The 22,297-nt window shown below is 66.3% G+C and carries 18 protein-coding genes and 3 pseudogenes; 6 read left to right on the top strand and 15 right to left on the bottom strand.

Annotation, left to right across the window (positions count from 1 at the left end):
- Positions 1 to 176: pseudogene (locus MKK65_RS00260) on the bottom strand (IS3 family transposase); the annotation flags it as partial.
- Between the two features lie 173 nt (positions 177 to 349).
- Between MKK65_RS00260 and MKK65_RS00255 the strand changes: the two are divergent.
- Both MKK65_RS00255 and MKK65_RS00250 read left to right on the top strand, forming a co-directional pair.
- A complete protein-coding gene (locus tag MKK65_RS00255) occupies positions 350 to 721 on the top strand; it encodes a DUF2958 domain-containing protein (protein WP_243954293.1) in 372 nt (123 codons plus the stop codon).
- Positions 722 to 1,067: 346 nt separating this feature from the next.
- Positions 1,068 to 2,123: an enoyl-CoA hydratase/isomerase family protein gene (locus tag MKK65_RS00250; protein ID WP_243954291.1), complete on the top strand. Its 1,056-nt coding sequence runs from the start codon at positions 1,068 to 1,070 to the stop codon at positions 2,121 to 2,123.
- Positions 2,124 to 2,148: 25 nt separating this feature from the next.
- Here the strand turns inward: MKK65_RS00250 and MKK65_RS00245 are convergent.
- The 7 genes and pseudogenes from MKK65_RS00245 to MKK65_RS00215 all read right to left on the bottom strand — a co-directional run bounded on the left by MKK65_RS00245 (position 2,149) and on the right by MKK65_RS00215 (position 9,245).
- Positions 2,149 to 2,889 (bottom strand): annotated as a pseudogene (locus MKK65_RS00245) (precorrin-2 C(20)-methyltransferase).
- Entirely contained in the window at positions 2,886 to 4,004 is a 1,119-nt protein-coding gene (locus MKK65_RS00240; RefSeq protein ID WP_243954289.1) for an enoyl-CoA hydratase/isomerase family protein, read from the bottom strand. Before MKK65_RS00240 ends, MKK65_RS00245 begins: the two are co-directional and overlap by 4 nt.
- 2 nt (positions 4,005 to 4,006) lie before the next feature.
- On the bottom strand, positions 4,007 to 4,678 hold the full coding sequence (locus MKK65_RS00235; protein ID WP_243954287.1) for a cob(I)yrinic acid a,c-diamide adenosyltransferase: 672 nt from the start codon (positions 4,676 to 4,678) through the stop codon (positions 4,007 to 4,009).
- Positions 4,679 to 4,716: 38 nt separating this feature from the next.
- Complete coding sequence (locus MKK65_RS00230) at positions 4,717 to 6,408, bottom strand: methylmalonyl-CoA mutase family protein (protein ID WP_243954285.1); 1,692 nt, start codon at positions 6,406 to 6,408, stop codon at positions 4,717 to 4,719.
- Complete coding sequence (meaB, locus tag MKK65_RS00225) at positions 6,405 to 7,382, bottom strand: methylmalonyl Co-A mutase-associated GTPase MeaB (protein ID WP_243954283.1); 978 nt, start codon at positions 7,380 to 7,382, stop codon at positions 6,405 to 6,407. Before meaB ends, MKK65_RS00230 begins: the two co-directional genes overlap by 4 nt.
- Positions 7,379 to 8,827 (bottom strand): phenylacetate--CoA ligase family protein, encoded by a 1,449-nt coding sequence (locus MKK65_RS00220; RefSeq protein ID WP_243954281.1) that lies wholly within the window; start codon positions 8,825 to 8,827, stop codon positions 7,379 to 7,381. Before MKK65_RS00220 ends, meaB begins: the two co-directional genes overlap by 4 nt.
- 10 nt (positions 8,828 to 8,837) lie before the next feature.
- Positions 8,838 to 9,245, bottom strand: coding sequence for a cobalamin B12-binding domain-containing protein (locus MKK65_RS00215; RefSeq protein WP_243954279.1), 408 nt, complete (start codon positions 9,243 to 9,245; stop codon positions 8,838 to 8,840).
- Between the two features lie 128 nt (positions 9,246 to 9,373).
- Here MKK65_RS00215 and MKK65_RS00210 point away from each other — a divergent pair, with 128 nt between their 5' ends.
- Positions 9,374 to 11,080, top strand: a complete 1,707-nt coding sequence (locus tag MKK65_RS00210) for a thiamine pyrophosphate-binding protein (protein WP_243954277.1) — start codon at positions 9,374 to 9,376, stop codon at positions 11,078 to 11,080.
- Between the two features lie 11 nt (positions 11,081 to 11,091).
- Here MKK65_RS00210 and MKK65_RS00205 read toward each other — a convergent pair whose 3' ends face one another.
- Positions 11,092 to 12,396 carry an MFS transporter gene (locus tag MKK65_RS00205; protein WP_243954276.1) on the bottom strand — a complete coding sequence of 435 codons (1,305 nt, stop codon included), beginning with the start codon at positions 12,394 to 12,396 and terminating at the stop codon, positions 11,092 to 11,094.
- A 264-nt stretch (positions 12,397 to 12,660) separates the two neighbouring features.
- On the opposite strand from MKK65_RS00205, the gene MKK65_RS00200 reads away from it, so the two are divergent.
- Positions 12,661 to 13,329, top strand: a complete 669-nt coding sequence (locus MKK65_RS00200; RefSeq protein WP_243954274.1) for a GntR family transcriptional regulator — start codon at positions 12,661 to 12,663, stop codon at positions 13,327 to 13,329.
- A gap of 447 nt (positions 13,330 to 13,776) precedes the next feature.
- Here the strand turns inward: MKK65_RS00200 and MKK65_RS00195 are convergent, their stop codons facing one another.
- The 5 genes from MKK65_RS00195 to MKK65_RS00175 are packed head-to-tail and all read right to left on the bottom strand — an operon-like array spanning position 13,777 to position 19,596.
- Positions 13,777 to 15,234: an MmgE/PrpD family protein gene (locus MKK65_RS00195; protein WP_243954272.1), complete on the bottom strand. Its 1,458-nt coding sequence runs from the start codon at positions 15,232 to 15,234 to the stop codon at positions 13,777 to 13,779.
- A gap of 14 nt (positions 15,235 to 15,248) precedes the next feature.
- On the bottom strand, positions 15,249 to 16,178 hold the full coding sequence (locus tag MKK65_RS00190; RefSeq protein WP_243954270.1) for an amidohydrolase family protein: 930 nt from the start codon (positions 16,176 to 16,178) through the stop codon (positions 15,249 to 15,251).
- Positions 16,179 to 16,201: 23 nt separating this feature from the next.
- Entirely contained in the window at positions 16,202 to 17,443 is a 1,242-nt protein-coding gene (locus tag MKK65_RS00185; RefSeq protein WP_243954268.1) for a CaiB/BaiF CoA transferase family protein, read from the bottom strand.
- Positions 17,440 to 18,297: an HpcH/HpaI aldolase/citrate lyase family protein gene (locus MKK65_RS00180; RefSeq protein ID WP_243954297.1), complete on the bottom strand. Its 858-nt coding sequence runs from the start codon at positions 18,295 to 18,297 to the stop codon at positions 17,440 to 17,442. Before MKK65_RS00180 ends, MKK65_RS00185 begins: the two co-directional genes overlap by 4 nt.
- Positions 18,298 to 18,315: 18 nt before the next feature.
- Complete coding sequence (locus MKK65_RS00175; protein ID WP_243954266.1) at positions 18,316 to 19,596, bottom strand: 2-hydroxycarboxylate transporter family protein; 1,281 nt, start codon at positions 19,594 to 19,596, stop codon at positions 18,316 to 18,318.
- A gap of 215 nt (positions 19,597 to 19,811) precedes the next feature.
- Here MKK65_RS00175 and MKK65_RS00170 point away from each other — a divergent pair, with 215 nt between their 5' ends.
- Positions 19,812 to 20,756, top strand: a complete 945-nt coding sequence (locus MKK65_RS00170; protein WP_243954264.1) for a LysR family transcriptional regulator — start codon at positions 19,812 to 19,814, stop codon at positions 20,754 to 20,756.
- A 155-nt stretch (positions 20,757 to 20,911) separates the two neighbouring features.
- Here the strand turns inward: MKK65_RS00170 and MKK65_RS00165 are convergent, their stop codons facing one another.
- Positions 20,912 to 21,760, bottom strand: a complete 849-nt coding sequence (locus MKK65_RS00165; protein ID WP_243954295.1) for a metal-dependent phosphohydrolase — start codon at positions 21,758 to 21,760, stop codon at positions 20,912 to 20,914.
- A gap of 156 nt (positions 21,761 to 21,916) precedes the next feature.
- Here MKK65_RS00165 and MKK65_RS00160 point away from each other — a divergent pair.
- Positions 21,917 to 22,297 (top strand): annotated as a pseudogene (locus tag MKK65_RS00160) (ATP-dependent RecD-like DNA helicase); the annotation flags it as partial.

Genomic DNA, 22,297 nt, shown 5'->3' with positions numbered 1-22,297 from the left:
GACCGTCTCACTTGATCTGAATTCAGGCGGCCAAACTCACGCCGCCACCGATAGTACGTACCCCAACTACAACAGTGCGCGCGGATTGCATCGGCCACGACATGGCCCGGTGAAATCAGAACGTCCGCCTGACGTAGCTTCGCGACGCTCTCATCGGGCTTCGGGTGCTTTTCCATCTCGTCCGTCCTCCAGGCTCAAAAGACATACCAAAGGGCGGACCACTTCAATGGGGGCTGACCAATAAAAGTTATATTTTATGATGTTCTGGATTGCGGTCTCGTCAGCACTGGCTAGCTCGCCCTCCCGCTCCTACGGCTGCACTCTCCTCGCCTCACACGCGAGGATGCACATGCTACCCCTGATCGACGCTGCCACGCGTGAACTGCTCCTAGCCAATGGACGGGATCGAGAACGCGATCACCACCCCGTGCTCAAGCTGTTCAATCCCACTGGGCCAGCAACCTGGCTGATCTGCGCGATGGAACCCGATGGGGACACCCTCTACGGGCTGTGCGACCTCGGTTTCGAAGAACCCGAGCTGGGTTACGTGAGCCTGGAGGAGCTGAAGAAGGTCAGTGCGGGCCTCGTGATCGGGCTGGAGCGCGATCTCTCATTCCGGCCCATGCAGCCCATCTCAGCCTACGCACGCGCGGCGCGAGCCGCTGGTCGGATCGTGGAGCTTGGCCGACCCACAACCAACATCTCGGGCAACCGACGCTGAACCCGAGGAAGTGCGATCGGTACACGGGACGGTCGCCGCACCCAACGGCGCGTTGGCAATGGCACGCACTCAGAAGACAAAGCGGCTCCTGAACAGCTCCGTTTGCATAGCCGATCCGGACCCAGTCATTCCAATTCCCTGACATGGCGCTCAAAAGCGGACGTTGAGCTTGACCGCTCTGAACGACTGAGATTGGCCGAAAGCGGATTGGCTGCTTCGCAGCTGGCTTCCGGGAAATGCAGACATGCTCCTGTCGAAACAGGTCCTCACGGCAAAAGGGATGGTGCCGTTCGGCGGCGGAGCAGGTTAATCTGCCTGGACGGATCGAACCGTCGGAGGCTCGAAAATGGTAGTCGGCTTTGCGGAGGGAGTGGCGTTTGAACAGCGCGGAGCGTTGGGTATCGTTATTCTCGACCGGCCAAAGGCCTTGAATGCGCTGACGCTTGACATGATCCGGGCGATGCGCGCGCAGTTCCGCGAATGGGAAGGAACGGCCGACGTGACGCGTATTGCGATCACGGGGCGTGGGGGCAGAGCCTTCTGCGCCGGCGGCGACGTCAGACGCATCTACGACGCTGCACAGGCCGGGCAGACCAACACAATGTTTGAGATCTGGCGCGGCGAGTACGATCTCGTCGCCGCGCTGGCCCGCTGTTCGAAACCCATCGTCTCGCTGATTGACGGCATCGTCATGGGAGGCGGCGTCGGTATCTCCATCCATGGGCCCTATCGGGTCGCCTCGGAAACGTACGCCTTCGCGATGCCGGAGGTTGGCATCGGTTTCATCCCCGACGTGGGCACCACCAGCCTGCTGCCACGCCTACCGGGCCGCAGGGGCACCTACTTGGCCTTGACCGGCAACAAAATCGGCCCGGGCGATGCGTTGACTCTCGGTCTTGCGACGCATGCAGCGCGGAGCGAGGATTTCCCGGCCATTGTTGAGGATCTCGCGGGAGGCGGTCATATCGCGCCAATCCTGACTTCCTACGCTGTCCCTCCGCCACCTGGAGGTCCGGTCGTCCGGGAGGGTGCTCTCATCGATGCCTGCTTTTCTGCCGGAGACGTTCGAGGCATTCTCGCGAAGCTCGATGCGGTCCCGAGCTCGGAGTTTGCCGCCGACACAGCTCGGATCATCCGTAGCCGCTCACCGACTAGCTTGTCGCTCGCCTTCGAACAGATGAGACGCGGGATTGATCTGACCGTTCAGGAGGCGATCCAAATAGAATACCGATTGGTGACGCACATTATGCGTGGTCACGACTTCTATGAGGGGGTTCGCGCAGTCCTCGTCGACAAGGACCACCGACCTAATTGGCAACCTGCCACGCTCGAAGAGGTCGATCCGGTCGCAATCCTGGCCGCCTTCGAAGAGGCCCAGGAAGCGGAGCCGAGTTTCGGCTGAAAGGCGTGAGGCTGCACGGCCGCCATTACGGCCGTCGCCCCTCGCCGGGCAGCAGCACCATCGAGAAGTATGGGGCGGCATCGTCGGCCTTGTCGGCCAGCATGACGACGCGCTCGCCCGCCATGGTGCCGCGCTCGACATAGACTGCGCGCGCGAGAAGCCCCGCGGCATCAAGCGCCGCGCGCACCTTGGGCAGATGTCGGCCGAGCTTCATCACCACGGCGGCGTCGGTCCCGCGCAGGCGCTCGGTCAGGACGGCGAGCGACAGGGTCGCGGGCAGGACGGTCAGGACGTCGTCCCCCCAGGTGATCGGCGTTCCGGCCCGAGTCCAGCAGCCCGACATGCCCGTGACCCCCGGAATCACGTCGACGGGAAAGCGGTCCTTTAGGCGCCACCACAGGTGCATGAACGAGCCGTAAAAGAACGGATCGCCCTCCGACAGGATCGCCACGTCGCGCCCGGCGCCCAGATGATCGGCGAGCTGGCCGGCCGCGTCGTCGTAGAAGGCAGCGAGCGCCGTGACGTAGTCCGGGTGCTAGGGGTGGAGTTCGGTGGTGTAGGGATAGGCCAGGGCCAGCTCGCGAGCCGGATCGCGCAGGATCGCGTCCGCGATGGTGCGCGCGTTGCCGCGCTTGCCCCGCTTGCAGAAATGCACAAGCACCGGTGTCCGCATCAGGATGCGCTGCGCCTTGACGGTCAGCAGGTCCGGATCGCCCGGACCCATCCCCACCCCGTAGAGCACACCTGTCTCCGCCGACCGGGTCATCCGGCCCTCGGTTCTCGGGTGCGGGGGGCGAACAGCACTTCCGGGGAATGTTGGGGATCCAAGTAGGCGCAGACGGTTTCGTCGGTCACGTCCTCGATCAGAGTGGGCCGCCAACGCGGCGCGCGATCCTTGTCGATCACGGCCGAACGTACGCCTTCGTAGAAATCGTGCCCGTCGAGGATCCGACAGACCAGGCGGAACTCTAGGCGGAGGCAATCTTCCAGGGACTCCAGGTCCCGCGCAGCGCGCAATGCCGCCAGCGAGATCTTCAGGCTGGTCGGCGATCGGGTGCGAAGGAGCTGGAGCGCACCGCCGGCCCAGTCGCCGGGCTCCGCCGCGAGCGCCGCGGCGATCTCCTCTAGGGTATCGAAGCGGAAACAGCGATCGATGACGGCTCGTCGTTCCCAGAGGGGCGCTCTCCCTGGACGTTCGGCAAGCGTTTCGAGAGCTGCCTCAACGTGATCGGCCCGACCAGAAGTCCCCAGATCGGAGAGCCGCCCGACGAGGAGCGGAAGGTGTTTGGCAGGAATGAAGCGGTCGGCCAACCCAAGCGCGATCGCATCTTCGACTCCCACCGAAGCACCGGTCAGACCGATGTAGGTGCCGATCTCGCCAGGGGCGTGGGACAGAAGCCACGTCGCACCCACATCTGGAATCAAGCCTATTCCGACCTCTGGCATCGAAAGGCGCAAGTTCTCGGTGGCGATGCGGTGGCGTGCGTGCCCCGTCAGCCCGAGACCAGCGCCGATCACGATCCCCGACATGATCCCGATTACCGGATGGGCACAGCGTGCAATCAAGGCATTCAGCACGTACTCGTCGTGCCAGAAGCGCTGGGCCAACCCGTCTCGACGCCGGCCGCTCGCGTGCAGGAACCGGACGTCGCCCCCGGCGCAGAAACCGCGGTCTCCCGCCCCGTCGATGAGGATCGCGGAGATCGTGTCGTCCGCCTCCCAACCCGTAATGGCCTCGACCATCCGGGCGACCATGCTAGGTGTGAGCGCGTTCAGTACGGCCGGACGGTTCAGCGTGAGGCGCCCAAGCCCACCGCTTTGACGCACGAGGACCTCGTCCGTCGGCGGCTTGTCCAGCGCGTTCATCGCACCAGGCAGCATGCCTAAGACTCCGCCGACTTCAGGCTGTGCCCGCGCTCCCAAAAGACGTCGCTTCCACCAGCGTCGCGATTCTCGTAGCGCGACACGACAAACAGCACGTCCGAAAGACGATTGAGGTAAGGGAGGCCGAAGCTTTCCGCGATTTTCGTACGCGCCGCGATCGGCAGACCCTCCATCCGATCGGCCTCCTCGCTGAGGGTAAAAAGATTCCGCTCGGCACGCCGGCAGATGGTCCGTGCCACATGAGCGAACGCGGCAGATTGCGCGCCACCTGGCAATATGAACTCCCGTGGCAGCTCAAATTCTCTGTTCAGAGCTTCGAAGGTCGCCTCCAGCCTATTCAAATGGCTCTTTGAGAGCAGTGGCGTGCCGGGAACGCCGATCTGAGCGCCGAGGTCGAACAGATCGTGTTGGACCAGCGATAGATGCGACCGGATCATGTCGGAATTTGAGAGCGAGGCGACAACACCGATCCAACTGTTGAGTTCGTCGACGGCGCCGAGGGTCTGGACGATAGGGTTATCCTTGTCGACACGCATGCCGTCGCCGAGACCGGTCTGGCCCTGATCCCCTGTGCCGGCGGCAGACTTTGATAGCCTGGGGCCCATCCTCACATCCTCCTGTTCATCGTTGACGCGCGCAGCGGTCGGGATCTTCACCAGTAGCGGCGGCATCGACAGCGCACACGGGATCGAAGATCCGATGGGGTGTTTCAGAACACCGGCGTCTCCCGGTACGTCCCCCACACGCCCTTCAGCGTCTCGATGATGTCGCCCATCGTGGCGCCCGAGCGGACCAGCTCAATCGTGATCGGCAGGATGTTCTGGCTCGGGTCCTTCGCCACCTCCATCAGTTGCTGCAGCAGCAGATCGAACTTCACCGGGTCGCGCTCCTGCCGGACCCGGCGGGTGCGGGCGCATTGCCGGTCGGCGGTGGACTGATCATAGGGGTGGGTCTCGATCTTCGGATCGGGCGTGTCGTCCACGAGGCGGTTCACGCCGATCACCGGCTTCTCGCCGGTCTGCTTCCGGATCGCGGTCTCGTAGGCAAAATCCGCGATGTGGCGCTGGAACCAGCCCTCTTGGATCAGCTTCAGCGTGCCGCCGCGCTCCTCAACCTCCTTGAGGATCTCGAAGATGCGGGCCTCGTACTCCGTGGTCAGGCCCTCGACGTAGTAGGAGCCGCCCAGCGGGTCGATCACCTGGGTGACGTTGGTCTCCTCGGCGATCACCTGTTGCGTGCGCAAAGCCATGCGCATCGCGTCCTCGGTGGGGATCGCGAAGGCCTCGTCGTAGCCGTTGGTGTGGAGCGACTGGCAGCCCCCGAGCACGGCCGCCAGCGCCTGCATCGAGGTGCGCACCACGTTGACCATGTATTGTGGCTTGGTCAGCGAAGCCGCCGCGGTCTGGCAGTGGAAGCGCAGGCGCATCGAATCCGGGTTCTGCGCCCCGAACCGCTCCTTCATGATCTTGGCGTAGCAGCGCCGCAGCGCCCGGAACTTGGCGACCTCCTCGAAGAAGTCGGCCTGGCAGACGAAGAAGAAGGCGAGCCGCGGCGCGAAGGCATCGACCGGCATCCCGGTCTTCAGCACCTCCTCGACGTAGACGATCAGGTTCGCCAGCGTGAAGGCGGCCTCGTGGAGCGGCGAGGAGCCGGCCTCGGAGATGTGGTAGCCCGAGATATTGATCGGGTTGTAGCGCTTCATGGTCTTGGCGCAGTAGGTGATGCAGTCGCGCACGATCCGCACCGACGGCTCCACCGGAAAGATGTACTCCTTCTGCGCCATATACTCCTTGAGAATGTCGGCCTGGATCGTGCCCGAAAGCTTGTCGAGGTCGTAGCCGCGCTTCTCCGCCAGCACGATGTACATCGCGAGCAGGATCCAGGCGGACGGGTTGATGGTCATCGAGACGGAGATCTTCTCCAAGTCGATGCCGTCGAACAGGGCCTCCATATCGGCGAGCGTGTCGATCGCCACGCCCTCGCGCCCGACCTCGCCCTCGCTCATCGGGTGATCGGAATCGTAGCCCATCAGGGTCGGCATATCGAAGTCGGTCGAGATACCGGTCTGGCCCTGCGCGATCAGGTATTTGAAGCGCCTGTTGGTGTCCTCGCCGGTGCCGAAGCCAGCGATCTGGCGCATCGTCCAGTTCCGCGAGCGGTACATAGTCGGGTACGGGCCGCGGGTGAACGGGTAGCGGCCCGGCAGGCCGATATCCTCGATCGGCGTCTCGGCGGCGTCGGCCGCCGTGTAGACGCGCTTCACCGGGATGTCGCCGAGGGTAAAGAACTCGGGCTTGCGCTCGGCCTGCTTCTTCAGGAAGGCATCGACCTCCTTCTGCTCCCACTCGGCCTCCTCCGAGCGCAGCGCCTCGACGGTCTTGCGGTCGATGAGGCTGGTCATGTCGATGCTCCGGATGCGTGCGGCGCGAGCGCCTGTTCGAGGAGTTCGGTGGCGAGGCTGTAGGGGTCGCCCTGACGGGCGCTGAGACGTTCGGCCAGGGGCCCACCGGCCTGCGCGGCGCCGAGGGTGAAGCGCTCGATCAGCAAATTCTCGGCGGTCTTCTCCAGGCGGAAGCGGGCGATCGCCTGCCGGCGCTGCGCGCCCGTCTCGGTCTCGAAGGCGACGCGGCGGTGCTTCTCGATCGCCGCCAGCAGGGTCTCGAAGCCCTCGCCCTTGTAGGCGGACAGGCCGATCACCGGGACGCGCCACTCGGCCTGGCGGGCGGTCAGCGCGCCGAGGGTGAGCATCTGCTTCAGGTCGGTCAGCGTGCGGTTGGCGTCGCTGCGGTCGCATTTCGACACCACGTGGATGTCGGCGATCTCCAGGATGCCGGCCTTGATCGCCTGGATCTCGTCGCCGAGGCCGGGAGCCGAGACCACGATCGTCGTGTGCGAGGCCCGGGCGATCTCCACCTCGTCCTGGCCGACGCCCACCGTCTCGATGATCACGGTGTCGAAGCCCGCCACGTCGAGGATGTCGACGGCGTCGAGCGCCGCCCGGGCCATGCCGCCCATGGCGCCCCGGGTCGCCATGCTGCGGATGTAGACGCCCGCGTCGCAGACATGGTCGGCCATGCGGATCCGGTCGCCCAGGATGGCGCCGCCCGAGTAGGGGCTCGACGGGTCGATCGCCACGACGCCGACCGTCTGGCCCGCTTTGCGCAGATGGGCCGTCAGAGTCGCCACGAGGGTCGACTTGCCGCTGCCCGGCACGCCGGTGAGGCCGACGACGTGTGCGCGCCCTGCCCGGCGGTAGATCTCGGCGAGCGCGGGCCGCGCCTCCGGGGAGCCGGCCTCCGCCCGGGAGATCATCCGCCCGATCGCCGGCACGGCACCGGCCGCCACGCGCTCCACGAGGTCGCGGGAGGGGGTCACGCGGCGCCCCGCTCGGCACCGCGATCGGCGATCTGGGCGTGCATGTCGCGGAACACCGCGCGGTCGTCGATCACTCGGCGGGCCTTGAAGTCGGTGCGCGGCAGGGTGTTGGGGGCCAGGATCTCGGCCTGCGCGCGCAGGCCCAGCATCTTCTGCAGCCGGTGGCAGGTGTCGCGGCGGAACGCCTCGACGGCGTCGGGGCCGCGGGCGAACACGGCGTCATCGGCCTCGACGCGCAGCAGCAGCTCGTCCATCGCCGCCTGCCGGCTGATGACGATGCGGTGCTCGCCGCCATACCCCGCGGTCTCGTTGAGCGCGGCGTCGATCTCGCTCGGATAGACGTTCTCGCCGCGGATCGTGAACATGTCGTCGATCCGGCCGAAGATGCCCTGCGGCAAGCTTGGATAGGTCCGCCCGCACGGGGTCGGATCGTTGGTCCAGAGAGTGAGGTCTCCGGAGGCCAGCCGAATCATCGGCTGCGAGGTACGCTCCAGATGCGTGTAGACCGGGGTGCCACGGCTGCCGTAGGGCACCCGGCGCATCGTGGCCGGGTCGCAGACCTCGGTATAGACCACGTCCTGCCAGCAGAGCATGCCCTCGGTCTCGGCGGTGCCCGAGACGTTCATGAACGGCGACATCTCGGCCATCGAGCCGCAATCGAACACCTTCGCGTTGAAGGCCTCGGCGATGCGGTCGCGCACGCCGGGAATTGAGGCGCCGGGTTCGCCCGAGAAGAACATGATGCGTAGGCCGAAATCGCGCGGGTCGAGGCCCTCGTCGCGGGCGACCTCGGCGAGGTGCAGGGCGTAGGTCGGCGTGCCGTAGAAGGCCGCCGGCTTGAGGCTCGCGAGCCACTGGGCGCAACGGGCCGTCATGCCTGGCGCGCCGGCTCCGAACGGGAAGGATTTCGCGCCCAGGCGCTCGGCCCCGGCCAGCGCCCCCCAGCTGCCCATGTACAGGCTGAGGATTGCAGCCACGCACACCATGTCGCCCGGCCGGATTCCCATGCCCCACATGATGCGGGCATGGGCGTTGGCGATGGCATTCCAGTCGTTGCGGCCGATCGCGAAGGCGGTCGGACGCCCGGTGGTGCCGCTCGTGCCATGGATGTGGAAGATCTCGCGGTCCGGCACGCAGAGATAGTCGCCGAAGGGCGGGGCCGCATTCTGGGAGGCGCGCAGATCCGCCTTGGTGACGACCGGTACCCGGTCGTCGAAATCCTCGAGGCTCTTCAGCTGGTCCGGGTGGAAGCCGGCCTCGTCCCAGCGGCGGCGGTAGAACGGTGCGTTGGCGTAGGCGTAGGCGCAGACCTCGCGCAGGCGGCCAAGGATCGCGGCCTCGCGCTCGCCCGCCGGCATGGTTTCGCGCCGGGGGAACCAGTAGCGGCTGTCCTCGGCGGGGAAATAGCTGTCGTCGTAGGCGGTGGGGAAGGTCCAGGCTTCCATGGCCGTCTCCTCAACGCGCGCCGCGCTCGGCCACAAGCCGGCGCAGGGTGCTGACGATGACCTCCGGCGGGGTGTCCTGAAGCAGGACCTCGCGCACGCCCATCTCCTTGATGGCCGCGACATCCTCGTCCGGCATCACGCCGCCCGCAATGACGATCAGATCGTCCGCCTGCTGCTCCGACAGGAGCTTGAAAATCTTCGGGAAGACCGTGAGCTGAACACCCGAGAGCAGACTGACGCCGAGCACATCGACATCCTCCTGGATCGCGGCGGTAACGACCTCTTCGGGGGTGCGGTGGAGGCCGGAATAGATCACGTCCATCCCGGCATCGCGCAGGGTCCGGGCGACCACCTTCACACCCCGGTCGTGGCCGTCGAGGCCAACCTTGGCCAACAGGACGCGGATCGGTTGGCTCATCCCCTCAGCCCTCGCTATTGAATTCCGAACTCCGTATACCTTCGGTAAGATTGTGCCGGTCTGCGGTCAAGAGTGAACTTATATTGCAGTGCCGCGCGACTGCGACCGGGCAAGCAATGGAGGGTCTCATGTCGAGTGAGAGCAGCGCCGCATCCGTAATCGCCGCGTTTCTGCGCAACCATGGCATCGCACGCGTCTACGGGCTCTGCGGCGGTCACATCATGCCGATCTGGATGGCGCTGGACGCCGCAGGGATCCGCATCGTCGACGTGCGCGACGAGCGGGCAGCCGTCCACATGGCGCAGGCCGAGGCTGAAGTCGCGGGCGGCTTCGGGGTCGCGCTGGTCACCGCGGGGCCGGGCCTCACCAACGCCATCACCGGCATCGCTAACGCGCACGTGTCGCGGGCGCCCGTCCTCGTGCTCTCGGGCACGCCGCCGCGGGCGCAGGAGAACCGCGGCGCCCTGCAGGACCTCGATCACGCGCGACTCGTCGAGCCGATCACCCGCTATGCCCGCACGGTGCGCGAGCCTAGCCTGCTGCCGCAGGAGCTCGCCGAGGCAGTGGCGCGGGCGCTCGGTGAGGGCGGCGATCCGGGACCGGCCTATCTCGACGTCCCGACCGACGTGCTGCGGGCACCGGTGCCACCACCGCTGATGCTGCCCGAGTTGATGCACCCGCACAGTCCGGCCCGGATCCATCCCGATCCAGAGGCGATCAACCGCGCCGTCGATCTGCTGCTGGCCGCGAAGCGGCCCCTGGTGATCAGCGGGCGCGGGGCGCGCGACGCCGGCCGGCAGCTCATCGCGTTCCTCGACCGCCTCGGCTGCCCCTATCTGGATACGGGCGAAAGTCGCGGGCTGGTGCCGGACGACCACCCGTCCGTGATTGCCTCAATGCGGGGCCGGGCCATGCAGGAGGCCGATCTCGTGGTCACCGTGGGGCGGCGGCTCGACTTCCAGCTGGCCTACGGCTCGCCGGCCGTGTTCGGCGCGGCGCAATTCCTGCGGATCGCGGACGCCCCCGGGGAGCTGCGCGACAACCGCCCCGGCACCGCCCTCCTGGCCGATCCCGGTGCGACCCTGGCGGCGCTGACGCATGGGATTGGCGACCGCGCCCCGGCCCTCGACCGCGCCTGGATAGATACCCTGCGCGAAGGCCACGCCGCGCGGGCCGAAAAACTCCGGGCGCAATCCCGGACGGCCCCGGACGGAGCGGACGGCTACATGCATCCGAACCGCCTGCTCGCGGCGATTCAGGGCGCGGCCGGAACCGACGCCGTGCTGGTCACCGATGGCGGCGATTTCTTGAGCTTCGCCCGGGTCGCCCTGTCGGCCCGGACCATGCTGGATCCCGGCCCGTTCGGCTGCATCGGCGTCGGCGTGCCCTATGGGATCGCGGCCGCGCTCGCGGCCCCCGGCCGCAACGTCGTGGTCGCCACCGGGGACGGCGCCTTCGGTTTCAACGCCATGGAACTCGACACCGCCAAGCGCCACGCCGCGCCGGTCCTGTTCATCGTGGCCAATAACGGCGCGTGGCAGATCGAGGTCCACGATCAGGAGATCACGCACGGCCGCGTGGTTGGGACGCGGCTCCAGCGCGCCGATCACGCCGCCATGGCGCGCGCCTTCGGACTGCATGCCGAGCGGGTGGAACGGGCCGAGGATCTGCCCGACGCCCTCACCCGGGCGATGGCCAACCGCCCTGCCCTGCTGGACGTGATGGTGACCACCGGGGCCGTCTCGTCGGATGCCAAGAGCGGCTTGGCCTGGGTGCCCGATCTGCAGCCCCTGGAGGCCTGGGACCGGGCCGAGCGGGCCTGGCGGGAGGGTTGAGCGGGTCCCGCTCAGCGGTTCACCAGCTTTGCCGGGTTGAGGAAGACCAGCACAGCGCCGATCACCAGCATGGCGCCCAGCACCATCACCCCTTGTCCCGTGCTGCCGGTGGCATCCTTCACCCAGCCCAGCAGGTACGGGCTCACGAAGCCCGCGACGCTGCCCACCGAATTGGCGACCGCGAGGCCGGTCGCCGCCGCCGCGCCCGAAAGCACGGCCGGGACCAGGGTGTAGAATTGCGGGATGCAGGTCAGCGTCCCGGCAGAAGCCACCGTGAGGGCCGCCAGCGCCAGGACTGGGCTGTGAGCGACCAACACGCTTGCGATGAGGCCTGCCGCCCCCACCACAGCTGGCACCGCCAAGTGCCAGCGCCGCTCGCGCTGGCGGTCGGAGCTCAGGCCGACGATGAACATCGTGACGAAGGCGCCCGTATAGGGGATTGCTGTGAGGAGGCCGACGGTCAGCGGATCCTTGACGCCGCTGTCCCGGATGATCGACGGCAGCCAGAAGCTGATCCCGTAGAGCCCCATCGTGAAGAAGAAGTAGGTGCCGCTGAGCAGCCAAATTCGGCCGCTGGTCAGGCCCTCGCGTGCGGAGTGCAGCGGCTTGTCCCGCGCCTCGGCGGCGATGTCGGCGGTGATCCGCTCCTTCTCGGCCGGGGTAAGCCATGAAGCCGAGGCCGGGTCGTTATCCAGGCGGACGAGGCACCAGAAGCCAAGCGCGGTGGCGAACAACCCCTCGATCAGGAACATCCACTGCCAGCCTTGGAGGCCGGTGGTGCCGTGGAAGGCCGTCATAATCCAGCCCGAGAGCGGCCCGCCGATGATCCCCGAAAGCGGGATCCCCGCCAAGAACAGCGCCGACGCCTTGCCCCGATGGGAGGCGGGGAACCAGACCGTCAGATAATAGATAATCGCCGGAATGAAGCCCGCCTCCGCCACGCCGAGTAGGAAGCGCAGCACATAGAAGCTGGTAGGCGAAGATACGAACATCATCGCGGCTGAGATCAACCCCCAGGTAATCATGATCCGCGAGATCCAGTAACGAGCGCCGACCCGCACCATGATGATGTTGCTCGGAATCTCGAACAGAGCGTAGCCGAGGAAGAACACGCCGGCTCCGAGTCCATAGACGGTCTCGCTGAACTTGAGATCGCTCAGCATCTGCAGTTTGGCGAAGCCGACATTCACCCGGTCCAGATAGGCCGCTACGTAGCAGACCAGCAGGAACGGTACGACCTGCCGGAGCACGCGCCCGTAGAGCGCGTCCCGATCCGACAGGCCGGCGACGGGGTTCAGCGTGAGACCGCTCGACATGACGTCCTCCCTGTCTATGACAGATCTTATTTCAGAGCCCAGCGTCTTCGCGCCGATGCGGTACCAAGGCTGTGGGTTGCAGCAAACTGTTTGACGAAGATTGTATTTGTGCTTCGAGCCGTTGGCGTTTCAGCTCTGTATGCATCCCAGTTCGCGGCGCTTCGGAACACGGAATTCAGTACTCGGAACGCAGCGTGCAGAGCGCTTGCGCTTCTGTCAAGGGGAACGGATATCGTGCTCAGACATGGAATAGGAGTTGTCGGGGTGCAGTCACTCGAACCGTCGACGAGCCTCGTCGACCAAGCTTACACGGTGATCCTCGACGCCCTGTGTGACGGCACTTTCAAGCCGGGCGAGCGTCTGACACAGGACGATATCGCCGCCCGCCTTAGCGTCTCACGACAACCGGTCACACACGCGCTCGTGGTCCTGAAGTCCCAGGGTTTTCTGGTTCAGTCAGGCCGCCGCGGGTTGACTGTTACGGCTGTGGAACCTGAATTTTTCGAAGCGATTTATCAATTCCGTTCTGCCGTGGAGCCTCTAGCGGTCAGCCTCGCTGCAGGCCGTTTGACGAAGAGCGCCATCGTCCGTGGTCGCTCTTTGGTCGAGCATGGCCGCAATCTAGTCGTTGCTGGGGATGCGCGCGCAACGCTACAGGCCGACATGGACTTCCACGCTTTCATCTACGAACTGTCCGGCAATCCGATCATTGGTGAGACTATGCGGCTGCACTGGCTCCATCTGCGCCGAGCGATGGGGCAGGTTCTTCGCTATCCAGGGATGTCGATCAGTGTTTGGCAGGAGCACAGCCGTGTTCTTGAACGGATGATCTCCGGCGATGCGACCGGTGCAGCCGATCTCATGCGTCGCCACGTGGTAGATGCCTACGAGCGCGTCCGGATTGAGCCGGCTTCCGATTCGGGCCCGACATGAGGCTATTCGGCGTTCCTGGCGATACCGACCTCCGTGAGGCGCAGCTTTTGGGCGGGTAAGACGCTTAGCTGTTAGGCTGAGGATCTGCCAGTGCTCGATGCTGTCAGAAGGCGGCCGGTGGGCTTTCAAGCAGATCCGACGTAAAAACGGATGGCGCACCCTATTCTGAACTGGTTTTGGCTTATTCAGGAAGGGGCGCCCCTGCTGGAAAGCAGCACTTTTGTGTTCGGCTCGGATGGCGCTTCAATTGCCAAGCTGGGTGACGCCACCGCGCCATCAATGCCAGCCGCTCCTCCTGAAGCGTCTGCTGGGACCAGTAGCCATGTCCGCTTCTGGAGCTGACTGATGGCGTCTCAAATGGCTGGAATGGGCGCGAAGCCGAACGTCCGGTTCTACGCACGCTGGCGATTCACCGTGGCGTAGTCTGGCCGAAAGCGGAATGGCCGCTCATGACAGAGACGCGAGCAGACCGGTCAGGTCGGGTCTTTCATCGATCGTCCAGAAAGCGTCGAGGACGCGACGCACCTTAGGCGCATCGAGACGCTGGCCCGCATTCATGCGGAACTTGCGCTCGACATCGTCTCGAGTCATCGGCCGCGTCACGAAGCCTGGGACGTCATCGACCTGCAGGACGATCTCGCGTCCATCCGTCAGGGTCGCGGTCAGACGGTTCGGTACCGCTCTCGGCTGCATGGCCGTGAGGACCGGATCCTCGACGACGGTGATCCGGTCGATCAGGGCGAGCAGGGCCGGTTCGCGAAGCTTGTCGGACGTGTAGCTCTCGTTGGTGATGGCGCCGTCGAGCATCGCCCGCGCCGTGATGTAGGGCAGGCTGTGGTCGGCGGTGTCCTTCGTCGTCGGGCGCCACTTCTCACGATCGCGGCCGGCGGTGATGTAGCCGAGATGCGTCGTGTCGATGCGCAGGCTGCGGATGGCGTCGACGCCACCGGCTTCGGCGGCGACGGCGATGCCCGCCGGAATCGCGGTCAGACAGTAGACCTGCGCCGGGTAAGGCTTGATCCCGCATCGCGAGATCCGGAAGAGGCGCCCCTCGCCGCCGAACATTGCGACATCGACGGTGAACGGACCCGAGACCTGTTTGAAGAACCCGGCGCGACCTTCGAAGATGGGTGCCGGTCCGGTGAGACCGGCACGGGCGAGGCGTGCGGCGAACACGCCTGCACGGGTCGCCTCGGCATCGGCCACGCCCTTCCAGTCTGAGAGCGTCTGAACACGGGTCTGGTTCATGGCAATATGGCCGTTGATCGCTAGGTTGACGGCCTGGGTCAGGGCCTCCGTCGAGAGCCGCATCAGCCGACCCGCCGCCAGTGCTGAGGCGGGCAGGCTGTAGACCGGATGGTCCCAGCCACGCCCCGTCACCTCGGCGGCATCGAGCAGGCGGCAGTCGATCTCGTAGGCAAGGGCGATAGCCGCGATGAGGTCGCGGCCCGTGGCCCCCTCCGCCTCGGCCACAGCGAGGCAGGCGGCAATGGTGTCGCTGGGGTGGCCGGGTTCGCGCCCGACATAGACGTCGTTGAAATCCTCGTAGCGGATGGCAACCCCGTTGGCGAAGGCGGCCAGCTCCGGACTGGTCCGCCGGTCGGTGCCGAGGATCGTCGCGGGGCCCGCCCCGTCACTGAGCGCAATCTCCCGGCAGATCCGCACCGGCCCGGCACCGAAGGCAGCTATCCCGCAGCCCAGTGCGTCGATGAGATGGATCTTCACCGTCTCGACGGTGGCCGGATCGAGATCCTCGAACCGCAGGCGATGGGCGTAGGCCGCGAGCCTGTCGGCCAGGGGAGGCTCCGCTTCCGAAGCGGCCCTCGCCTGTCTGGCGGCCAAGGCGGTGGCCGCGGTGAGCCATGCCGCGACCTGGCGGCGGGTGGGCGAGGTCGACATCCGCATCGGCCACACTCCTATCAGGCGAAGCCGTAGAGCTTGGCCGGGTTGTCGACGAGGATCTTATCCCGCACCGCCTCGCTGCCGGCCCAGTCGGAGAGCAGGTCGAACAGCACCGCGTCGTCGGGCTTCTGCTTTTCGGTGACGTGCGGCCAGTCGCTCCCCCAGACGAGGCGTTCGGGGGCGAGCTTCACGAACGCCTGGGCGGTGCGCGTGGCGTCCGGATAAGCGGGCGGGCCGGCCTTGGTGTTCAGGTACGCCCCGGCGAGCTTCACCCAGGCCCGGCCCTTGTCGACCAGACCAGCGACAGTCGCGAAGCCAGGGTCGTCTGGGCCCCTGGCAGGGTCGAGGCGGCCCATATGGTCGAACACCATGGCGCAAGGCAGCCGGTTCAACAGCGCCGCGTTCTCACGGATCTGGTCCCCGGACATGTGCAGTTGCACGTGCCAGCCGAGATCGGCAATGCGCTTGGCGAGCGGCTCGATCGTGGCGATGGGGGCCACCGTGTCGTTGGGATTCCAGACACTGAAGCGCAGGCCGCGCACGTAGCCGGCATCGAGGCGTTTCAGTTCGGCGTCCGTGACGTCAGGGTGAAGGACGGCGATGCCGCGCCCGTTCCCGCCGAAGCGCGCGAGGGCGTCGAGGAGGCAGGTCGGGTCGGTGCCGTGGTTTTTCGGCTGCACCGGAACGGCGCGGGTCGTGCCAATGCGCGCCTGGAGCAGGAGGTAATCGTCGAAGGTCATGCCCGGTGGCTTCGGCGTGTCAGGGGGCGGAAAACGCGCATCGATGATGTGGAAGTGAGAATCGCAGGCATGGGCGGGCGCACGATGGCGCGGCGGCTCGGTCCCGCTGGAACTCGGGACCGGTCCGTCGGTGGCGAATGCCCCGTCAGCCGTCGCCAATCCGGCCATGGCAGCCACAACGAAGCTGCGGCGTGTCAGCGTGGGCATTCCCATCCTCCCTGTCGTTGTCGTCAGCGCGCGTCTCCGGCGCGCACCACACCCGCCTCGACGAGTTCGTCGAAGGCGATGCCCGTGATGCCGATCCGTCCCAGCAGCTCCCGGTTGTGCTGGCCGAGGGCCGGCGCGGGGTTGCGGATCGAACCTGGTCGGTCGTGTAGGCGCGGCACGACGGCGTGCATGGGGAGCTTCCCCATATCCGCGTCGGGATAATCGGCGATGAGTTCGCGCTCGACCACGTGCGGGTCCACGACGAGCTTGGCCGCATCGTTGATCGGGCCGATCGTCACCTCGGCCGCCTCGAAGAAGGTGACGTTCTCGTCCTGCGTCCGCTGCCCGATGAAGGCGCCGATGATGGCGTCGAGCTCGTCCACGTGGCGCAACCGGTCAGCGTTGGTGCGAAAGCGTGGGTCCTCCACGAGGTCCGAGCGCCCGATCGCCCGGAACAGGCGCTCCGCCATCTTCTGGATCGAGCCGGACAAGCCGACATAGAGACCATCGCTGCAGCGATAGGCGTTGCGCGGCGCCGAGTTCGTCGAGCGCGAGCCGGTACGGGGCTTCACTGTACCGGTGAGGCGGTGATGCGCCGCCTGCGGACTGAGGATCGCGAAGAGCGGGTCGAGGAGCGGCAGATCGATCACCTGCCCCCGGCCTCCGTTCACCTCCACCTCGCGCAGCGCGATCATTGCGGCCGAGGCGCCGGTCAGCCCGGCAACGCCGTCCGCGAGGTACATCGGCGGCAGCACTGGCTCGCGGTCGGCAAAGCCGTTCATCGCCGCGAAGCCGGAGAACCCTTCGATCACCGTGCCGAAGCCGGGTCGCTGCGCATAAGGCCCATCCTGCCCCCAGCCGGAGATGCGGATGATCGTCAGCCCGGGATTGAGGGCGTGAAGGGCTTCCGGTGACAGGCCCATCGTCTCGAGTACGCCCGGCCGGAAACTCTCCACCAGGATCTGGCAGGAGGGCACCAAGGCGCGGAGCACCTCGACGGCGCGCGGGTCGCGCAGCGACAGGCATAGGCTCTTCTTATTGCGTGCGTAGATCTTCCAGTGGGTCTCGACGCCCTCGGTTTTCCAGGCGCGCAGGGTGTCGCCCTCGGGGGGCTCCACCTTGATCACCTCGGCGCCGAAGTCGCCGAGCATCTGCGTCAGCACGTTGCCGGCGAAGAGGCGGGAGAGGTCGAGAATGCGCACGCCGTCGAGGATGCCCTTAGCCTCGGGCCGATAATCGCGCTGGTGCAGTTCGCTCATGGTCATCGGGTTTCCGTCCCGGAGCGGAGGTCGGACAACGCCACGACGGCACGGGCGCGGATCAGGAAGGGCGGATCGATCATCCGGCCGTCCACGAGGATCGCGCCGAGCCCTTGTGCCTCGGCCTCTGCGGCCGCCGCGAGGATGCGGCGTGACCACGTCACCTCGTCCGGGCTCGGCAGGAAGGCGGCGTTGGCGATCCCGACCTGGCTTGGGTGGATGCAGGTCTTGCCCGCGAAGCCATGGCGGCGGGCGGCCTCGCACTCGGCGCGAAACGCCTCTGGTTCCTTCACTGCCGCGAAGGCCCCGTCATAGGCCGGCACGCCGCCTTCGGCTGCGGCGAGCCGGACGGCGACGCGGATATGGCCCAAGGCGGCTTCGTCGTCTCGGTCGATGCCGCAAGGTTCTAGCAGATCGGCGTAGCCGATTTGTAGGCCGGCGACGCGGGGATGGGCGCAGGCGAGGTCCGCCGCCCGGCGGAGGGAGCGTGGCGTCTCGATGTTGACGAGGAGGCGGATGCGGCCCGCTGGATCCAGGCGATCGAGGCGGATGGCCGTATCGGCAATGGCGGACGGGTCCTCGACCATCGGCAGATTGATGAGATCGGTGCGTGGCAGGGCCACCGCCTCCAGGTCGGCGGCGAAGTGCGCCGTACCCGGAGCGTTGACCCGCACCACGATGGTCTTGCGCAGACCGGAGGGCACTTCCCGCAGATAAGCAGCCAGAATGTCCCGCGCCTCGCCCTTGCGGGCTTCCGGCACGGCATCCTCAAGGTCGAAGGAGAGGGCGTCCGCAGGGCCGGAGGCGGCCTTCGCGAACAATTCGGGCCGGGAGGCCGGGACGAACAGCTTCGAGCGCATCAGCACAGCGCGCCTCCCTCAGATGATTTTGAAATGAGCCATCGCAACGATGGCGGCGGTGACGGTAAGTGCCCCGCCGATCCGGGTCGCCACTTGGGCGAAGGGCATCAGCTCCATCCGCTCGGCGGCGGTCAGGATCATCACGTCGCCCGTGCCGCCGAGGCCGCTGTGGCAGGCGTTTACGATCGCGGTTTCGATCGGGTACATCGCGAGCCAGCGCCCGACGATGTAGCCGGTGCCGATCAGCGCGAGCACGGTCGCCACGATGGTGACGAGGTTGGCCGGGTGGAACGCTTCGACTAGCTCGTGCCAGGGGGTCAGTGCCACCGCCGTGCTGAACAGGAGCGGGTAGGTCACCGCCACCACGAAGAAGCGAAAGACCACGCGGGCGCCTTCCTCCAACGAGGCCGGCACCGCCCGCAGCAGCTTGGCGATCACGACGAGGAAAAGCATCGCCACCGGCGCGGGCAGGCCAACCAGCGCGTGGATCAGCGTGCCGAAGACGTAGATGGCGATGCCAGTGATGCCGCCGGCGGCGACGGTGGCGACATCGATCGCGGAGGTGTCGCGGTGGATGGAGCCATGGCCTGGGTCCGCCTCGCCATCCGCGGTCGGTTGCAACCGACCATTGCCGGTGAGATCGGGGCGGCGCTTGCCCAGCGTGTTCAGGGCGCCGCAGCAGATGATGGCGACGAGGTTGCCGAAGAAGACCAGCGGCAGGATCTGCCCTAGCATCCCGCCGTGATCGATGCCGAGCGCCTCCGCATAGCCAACCGAAAGGGGGATCGCACCCTCACCGACGCCCCCGGCCATCACGGGCACCACGACGTAGAGGATCGACCGCCAGAAGCCGATGCCGACAAGCCAGCCGACGCTTCCACCGACGAGGATGCCGGCGAGCGAACCCAGCGCCAGCGGCACGAAGATCTTGGCGAACCCCTGGATCAGCACCCGGCGGTCCATGCTCAGGATCGAGCCGACGACCACGGCGGTGATGAACAGGTAGATGAAGTTCGTCGATTTCGTGAAGGTCGTCACCGACTGCACAAGCGGCGCCGGCAGGAGCTGATGGGCGACGAGGAACGAAGGCAGGAAGATCGTCACCAGGGACGATCCGCCGACCGCTCGCAGCCACGGGATGCGCTGGCCGATCTCCGCGCAGGTGAAGCCACCCACCACCAGGACGGCGATCATCACCGTCACTTCGCCCGAGATCTTTCCTCTGATGGCAAAGGCGACGACCAGGGCGAGGAGAAGAACATAGATGGGCAGCGGAATGATGCCGACCCGGGCCTCCATGGCCCGCATCCAGACAGACCCTGGCGACGTCGCCGGACGGGTCGAGGTCGCAACTGGCGACCCAGCAGCGGCATCCGCTCTCATCGTTTCCTCCGCCTCGCTCCGTTTCAGCCGGAGTCGATTTGTATCGGGCGGGCGTCGCCCCGACCTGTCTTGTCCCGCGTAGCCATCATCCAGTAAAATGAATTGATCTCATCGATTCATGATTGTCTGGCATGAAGCTCCCCGTCGACGGCGTCCAAGCCTTCGTGCTGATCGCGGAGCTCGGCAGCTATCGCCGGGCGGCTGAGAACCTTGGGCTGACTCAGACCGCCCTGACGCGACGGATCCAAAAGCTCGAAGGGTTCCTGGGCGCCGTCCTGCTCGACCGCACGACGCGGACGTTGCACCTCAGCCCGGTGGGCCGCGAGTTCCTGCCGTTGGCGGCTCGACTCATCAGCGATTTCACTCACGGGGTCGAACGCTTACGCACGACTTCGCGGCTCGGCATCGGCGACGTAACGGTTGCCACCGTCCAATCGATCGCCTTCCGCCGGATACCGGCGGTCTTGCAGGCCTATGCCCGCGAACACCCGCAGAACCGGGTTCAGATTCTCGAGCGCTCCGGAGCGCTGGTGACCGAATCCGTGCGCAAGGGGGAGGCGGATTTCGGGATCCACATCCAGCAGGAAGCGGACCCCGATCTCATCGAGGATCGGTTGGTGCGGGATCCGTTCGTGCTGATCTGCCACAGCAGCCATCCCTTGGCTGGGCAGCGCGAGCTCCGGTGGACCGACTTATCCGGTGTGGATCTCGTGACCCTAGGTGGCGCCAGCGGCAACCGGGCACGTGTCGAGGCTCAACTGGCCGCCGCGGACTTGCCGCCACGCGGCCGGTTCGTGGTCGAGAGCACGCCGACCGCCTTGGCGCTGGTGGCAGCGGGTATCGGCGCCGCGATTCTCCCGGCAGCCCTAAAGGGCGCCTCCCCCCGCGATGATCTCGTGGAGATCCTGCTGACCGAGCCCGTAATCCACCGCACGATCAGCCTAGTGCGTCGTCGCAATACGTCACTAACGCCTGCTGCATCCATGTTCTACCAGGCACTGAAGTCCGAACTTTCGACCGGCTTCGATGAGCTCAGAACACAAGCAGATCCGTCTCGCGCAGCAATATCGCGTTGACGGAGGGATCCCATCCAAATGTTCGCTTTCAGAATTCGCCGGCAGCGCCATGAATTACTGGATAGGGCGCAAAGCCGACGATACGTCATGGCTTGAGCGCCGTTGTTCTCGAAAGCTATCACCACTTTCGCCTGCGTGAGGACCACTTCTGCAGCTCAGCCTGGGTGTGGTCCCATGCGGCGACGGTCATGCTCGATCGCGAACACATGGCTGTAGAGGTTGGCCACCCAGCTCCGCCCCTCGACAGTCAGATCGAGAAAGCGCACCGCGTCGCTGATGACCGGTTCGATCTTGCCCCAGAAGAACGCCGGATACCGTTCCGCGAGGTCGGCTGGGCTGGCATAGCCGAGTTGGGCGTCGAGGCCGACTTCGGCGAACTCGTGGAACAGCGCGTTCAGTTTGCGTGGGTAGAGCGGATCACCGAGTTGCCCGATTAGGTCCGCCGCACGCATCAGGCCAGCTTCGGTCCCAGTCTCCCGGTGCTCATCGTCCGCGGGCACGGGGAAGCGGGTCAACTCGATGGCTCGCATCACCCGCTGCGCATCGACGAGATCATGCGTGCCGAAGCGCTCCTGCACCGCCAGCTTCGAGCGTTCGATGTGGTAGGGCGCCAACGCCGCGTCCGAGGCGCCGCGCGGGAGACCGATGGTCGTGCCCTGCGCGTCGATGACGAAGGCGTTCGCCCGGTCACCTGAGCAGACACCGCGCACGTAGCCGATGTCGTGATACAGGGCGGCCAGGATCATATGCAGCCAATCCTCCGGCGTGATGCCCTCGTCGAGGAACCGGCCGCGCAGGATGTCCTGAGCCACGAGGGTGACGAGGGCGGTGTGGTCGCCATCGTGGTAAAGCGCATCGCTGCCGACGATGCGCTCGATGGTCAGACGAGCGGACGCCTCGATCACCTCGGCGAAACGCGGTTCGCGACTGCCGAAGGTGCGCTGGTAGGTGAGCGCGAGATGCTCGCCAAGCGCGTCGGCCAGCATCTTCGTCACGTCGAACATGACTGGTCTCTCACAAATCGAGCAAACGCCCACACAGCCTGCTGTGTCGATCAGCATCATGACATCAAGTGAGCGGCGGCCCATATTGAGCAAAGCGCCCCGCGAAATATCGGGGCGCCGGACTCCGGGGCAGGCTCGTAGGATCTCATAGCCGTCGTGGCTGCGCGCGCATTCCCCGGCTCGGCCGGTCCCGAGATCGAGGCGCTGGCTGGTACCATCGAGCGCGTCACCTTCCACAGCCCCGAAACCGGCTTCTGCGTGCTCAAGGTCCAGGCCCGGGGCAAGCGTGACCTCGTCCCGGTGATCGGGCATGCCCCCGCCATCGCGGCTGGCGAGTGGACCACCGCCACCGGCATCTGGCACACGGAGCGCCATCACGGCGTGCAGTCCAAGGCCGACACCCTCAAGGTCACGCCGCCCACCGGGGTGGAGGGCATCGAGAAGTACCTCGCGTCCGGCCACATGCGTGGCATCGGTCCGGCCATGGCCAAGCGCATCGTCGCGGCGTTCGGGGAGGGCACGTTTGAGATCATCGAG

It is taken from the genome of Methylobacterium sp. J-001, from assembly GCF_022829565.1.
Lineage (GTDB): Bacteria > Pseudomonadota > Alphaproteobacteria > Rhizobiales > Beijerinckiaceae > Methylobacterium.
The sequence above is the reverse complement of the archived record's forward strand: the minus strand, read 5'-3'. Positions and strand labels throughout refer to the sequence as shown.

Bases quoted from the DNA above. Each gene is read 5' to 3' on its own strand.
- MKK65_RS00175 (WP_243954266.1), bottom strand. From the start codon at position 19,596: ATGGAGGCCCGGGTCGGCATCATTCCGCTGCCCATCTATGTTCTTCTC.
- MKK65_RS00210 (WP_243954277.1), top strand. From the start codon at position 9,374: ATGTCGAGTGAGAGCAGCGCCGCATCCGTAATCGCCGCGTTTCTGCGC.
- MKK65_RS00235 (WP_243954287.1), bottom strand. From the start codon at position 4,678: ATGCCGCCGCTACTGGTGAAGATCCCGACCGCTGCGCGCGTCAACGAT.
- MKK65_RS00240 (WP_243954289.1), bottom strand. From the start codon at position 4,004: ATGCTGCCTGGTGCGATGAACGCGCTGGACAAGCCGCCGACGGACGAG.
- MKK65_RS00220 (WP_243954281.1), bottom strand. From the start codon at position 8,827: ATGGAAGCCTGGACCTTCCCCACCGCCTACGACGACAGCTATTTCCCC.
- MKK65_RS00180 (WP_243954297.1), bottom strand. From the start codon at position 18,297: ATGCGCTCGAAGCTGTTCGTCCCGGCCTCCCGGCCCGAATTGTTCGCG.
- MKK65_RS00255 (WP_243954293.1), top strand. From the start codon at position 350: ATGCTACCCCTGATCGACGCTGCCACGCGTGAACTGCTCCTAGCCAAT.
- MKK65_RS00215 (WP_243954279.1), bottom strand. From the start codon at position 9,245: ATGAGCCAACCGATCCGCGTCCTGTTGGCCAAGGTTGGCCTCGACGGC.
- MKK65_RS00170 (WP_243954264.1), top strand. From the start codon at position 19,812: ATGAAGCTCCCCGTCGACGGCGTCCAAGCCTTCGTGCTGATCGCGGAG.
- MKK65_RS00195 (WP_243954272.1), bottom strand. From the start codon at position 15,234: ATGCGGATGTCGACCTCGCCCACCCGCCGCCAGGTCGCGGCATGGCTC.
- MKK65_RS00185 (WP_243954268.1), bottom strand. From the start codon at position 17,443: ATGACCATGAGCGAACTGCACCAGCGCGATTATCGGCCCGAGGCTAAG.
- MKK65_RS00190 (WP_243954270.1), bottom strand. From the start codon at position 16,178: ATGCCCACGCTGACACGCCGCAGCTTCGTTGTGGCTGCCATGGCCGGA.
- MKK65_RS00205 (WP_243954276.1), bottom strand. From the start codon at position 12,396: ATGTCGAGCGGTCTCACGCTGAACCCCGTCGCCGGCCTGTCGGATCGG.
- MKK65_RS00230 (WP_243954285.1), bottom strand. From the start codon at position 6,408: ATGACCAGCCTCATCGACCGCAAGACCGTCGAGGCGCTGCGCTCGGAG.
- MKK65_RS00250 (WP_243954291.1), top strand. From the start codon at position 1,068: ATGGTAGTCGGCTTTGCGGAGGGAGTGGCGTTTGAACAGCGCGGAGCG.
- MKK65_RS00165 (WP_243954295.1), bottom strand. From the start codon at position 21,760: ATGTTCGACGTGACGAAGATGCTGGCCGACGCGCTTGGCGAGCATCTC.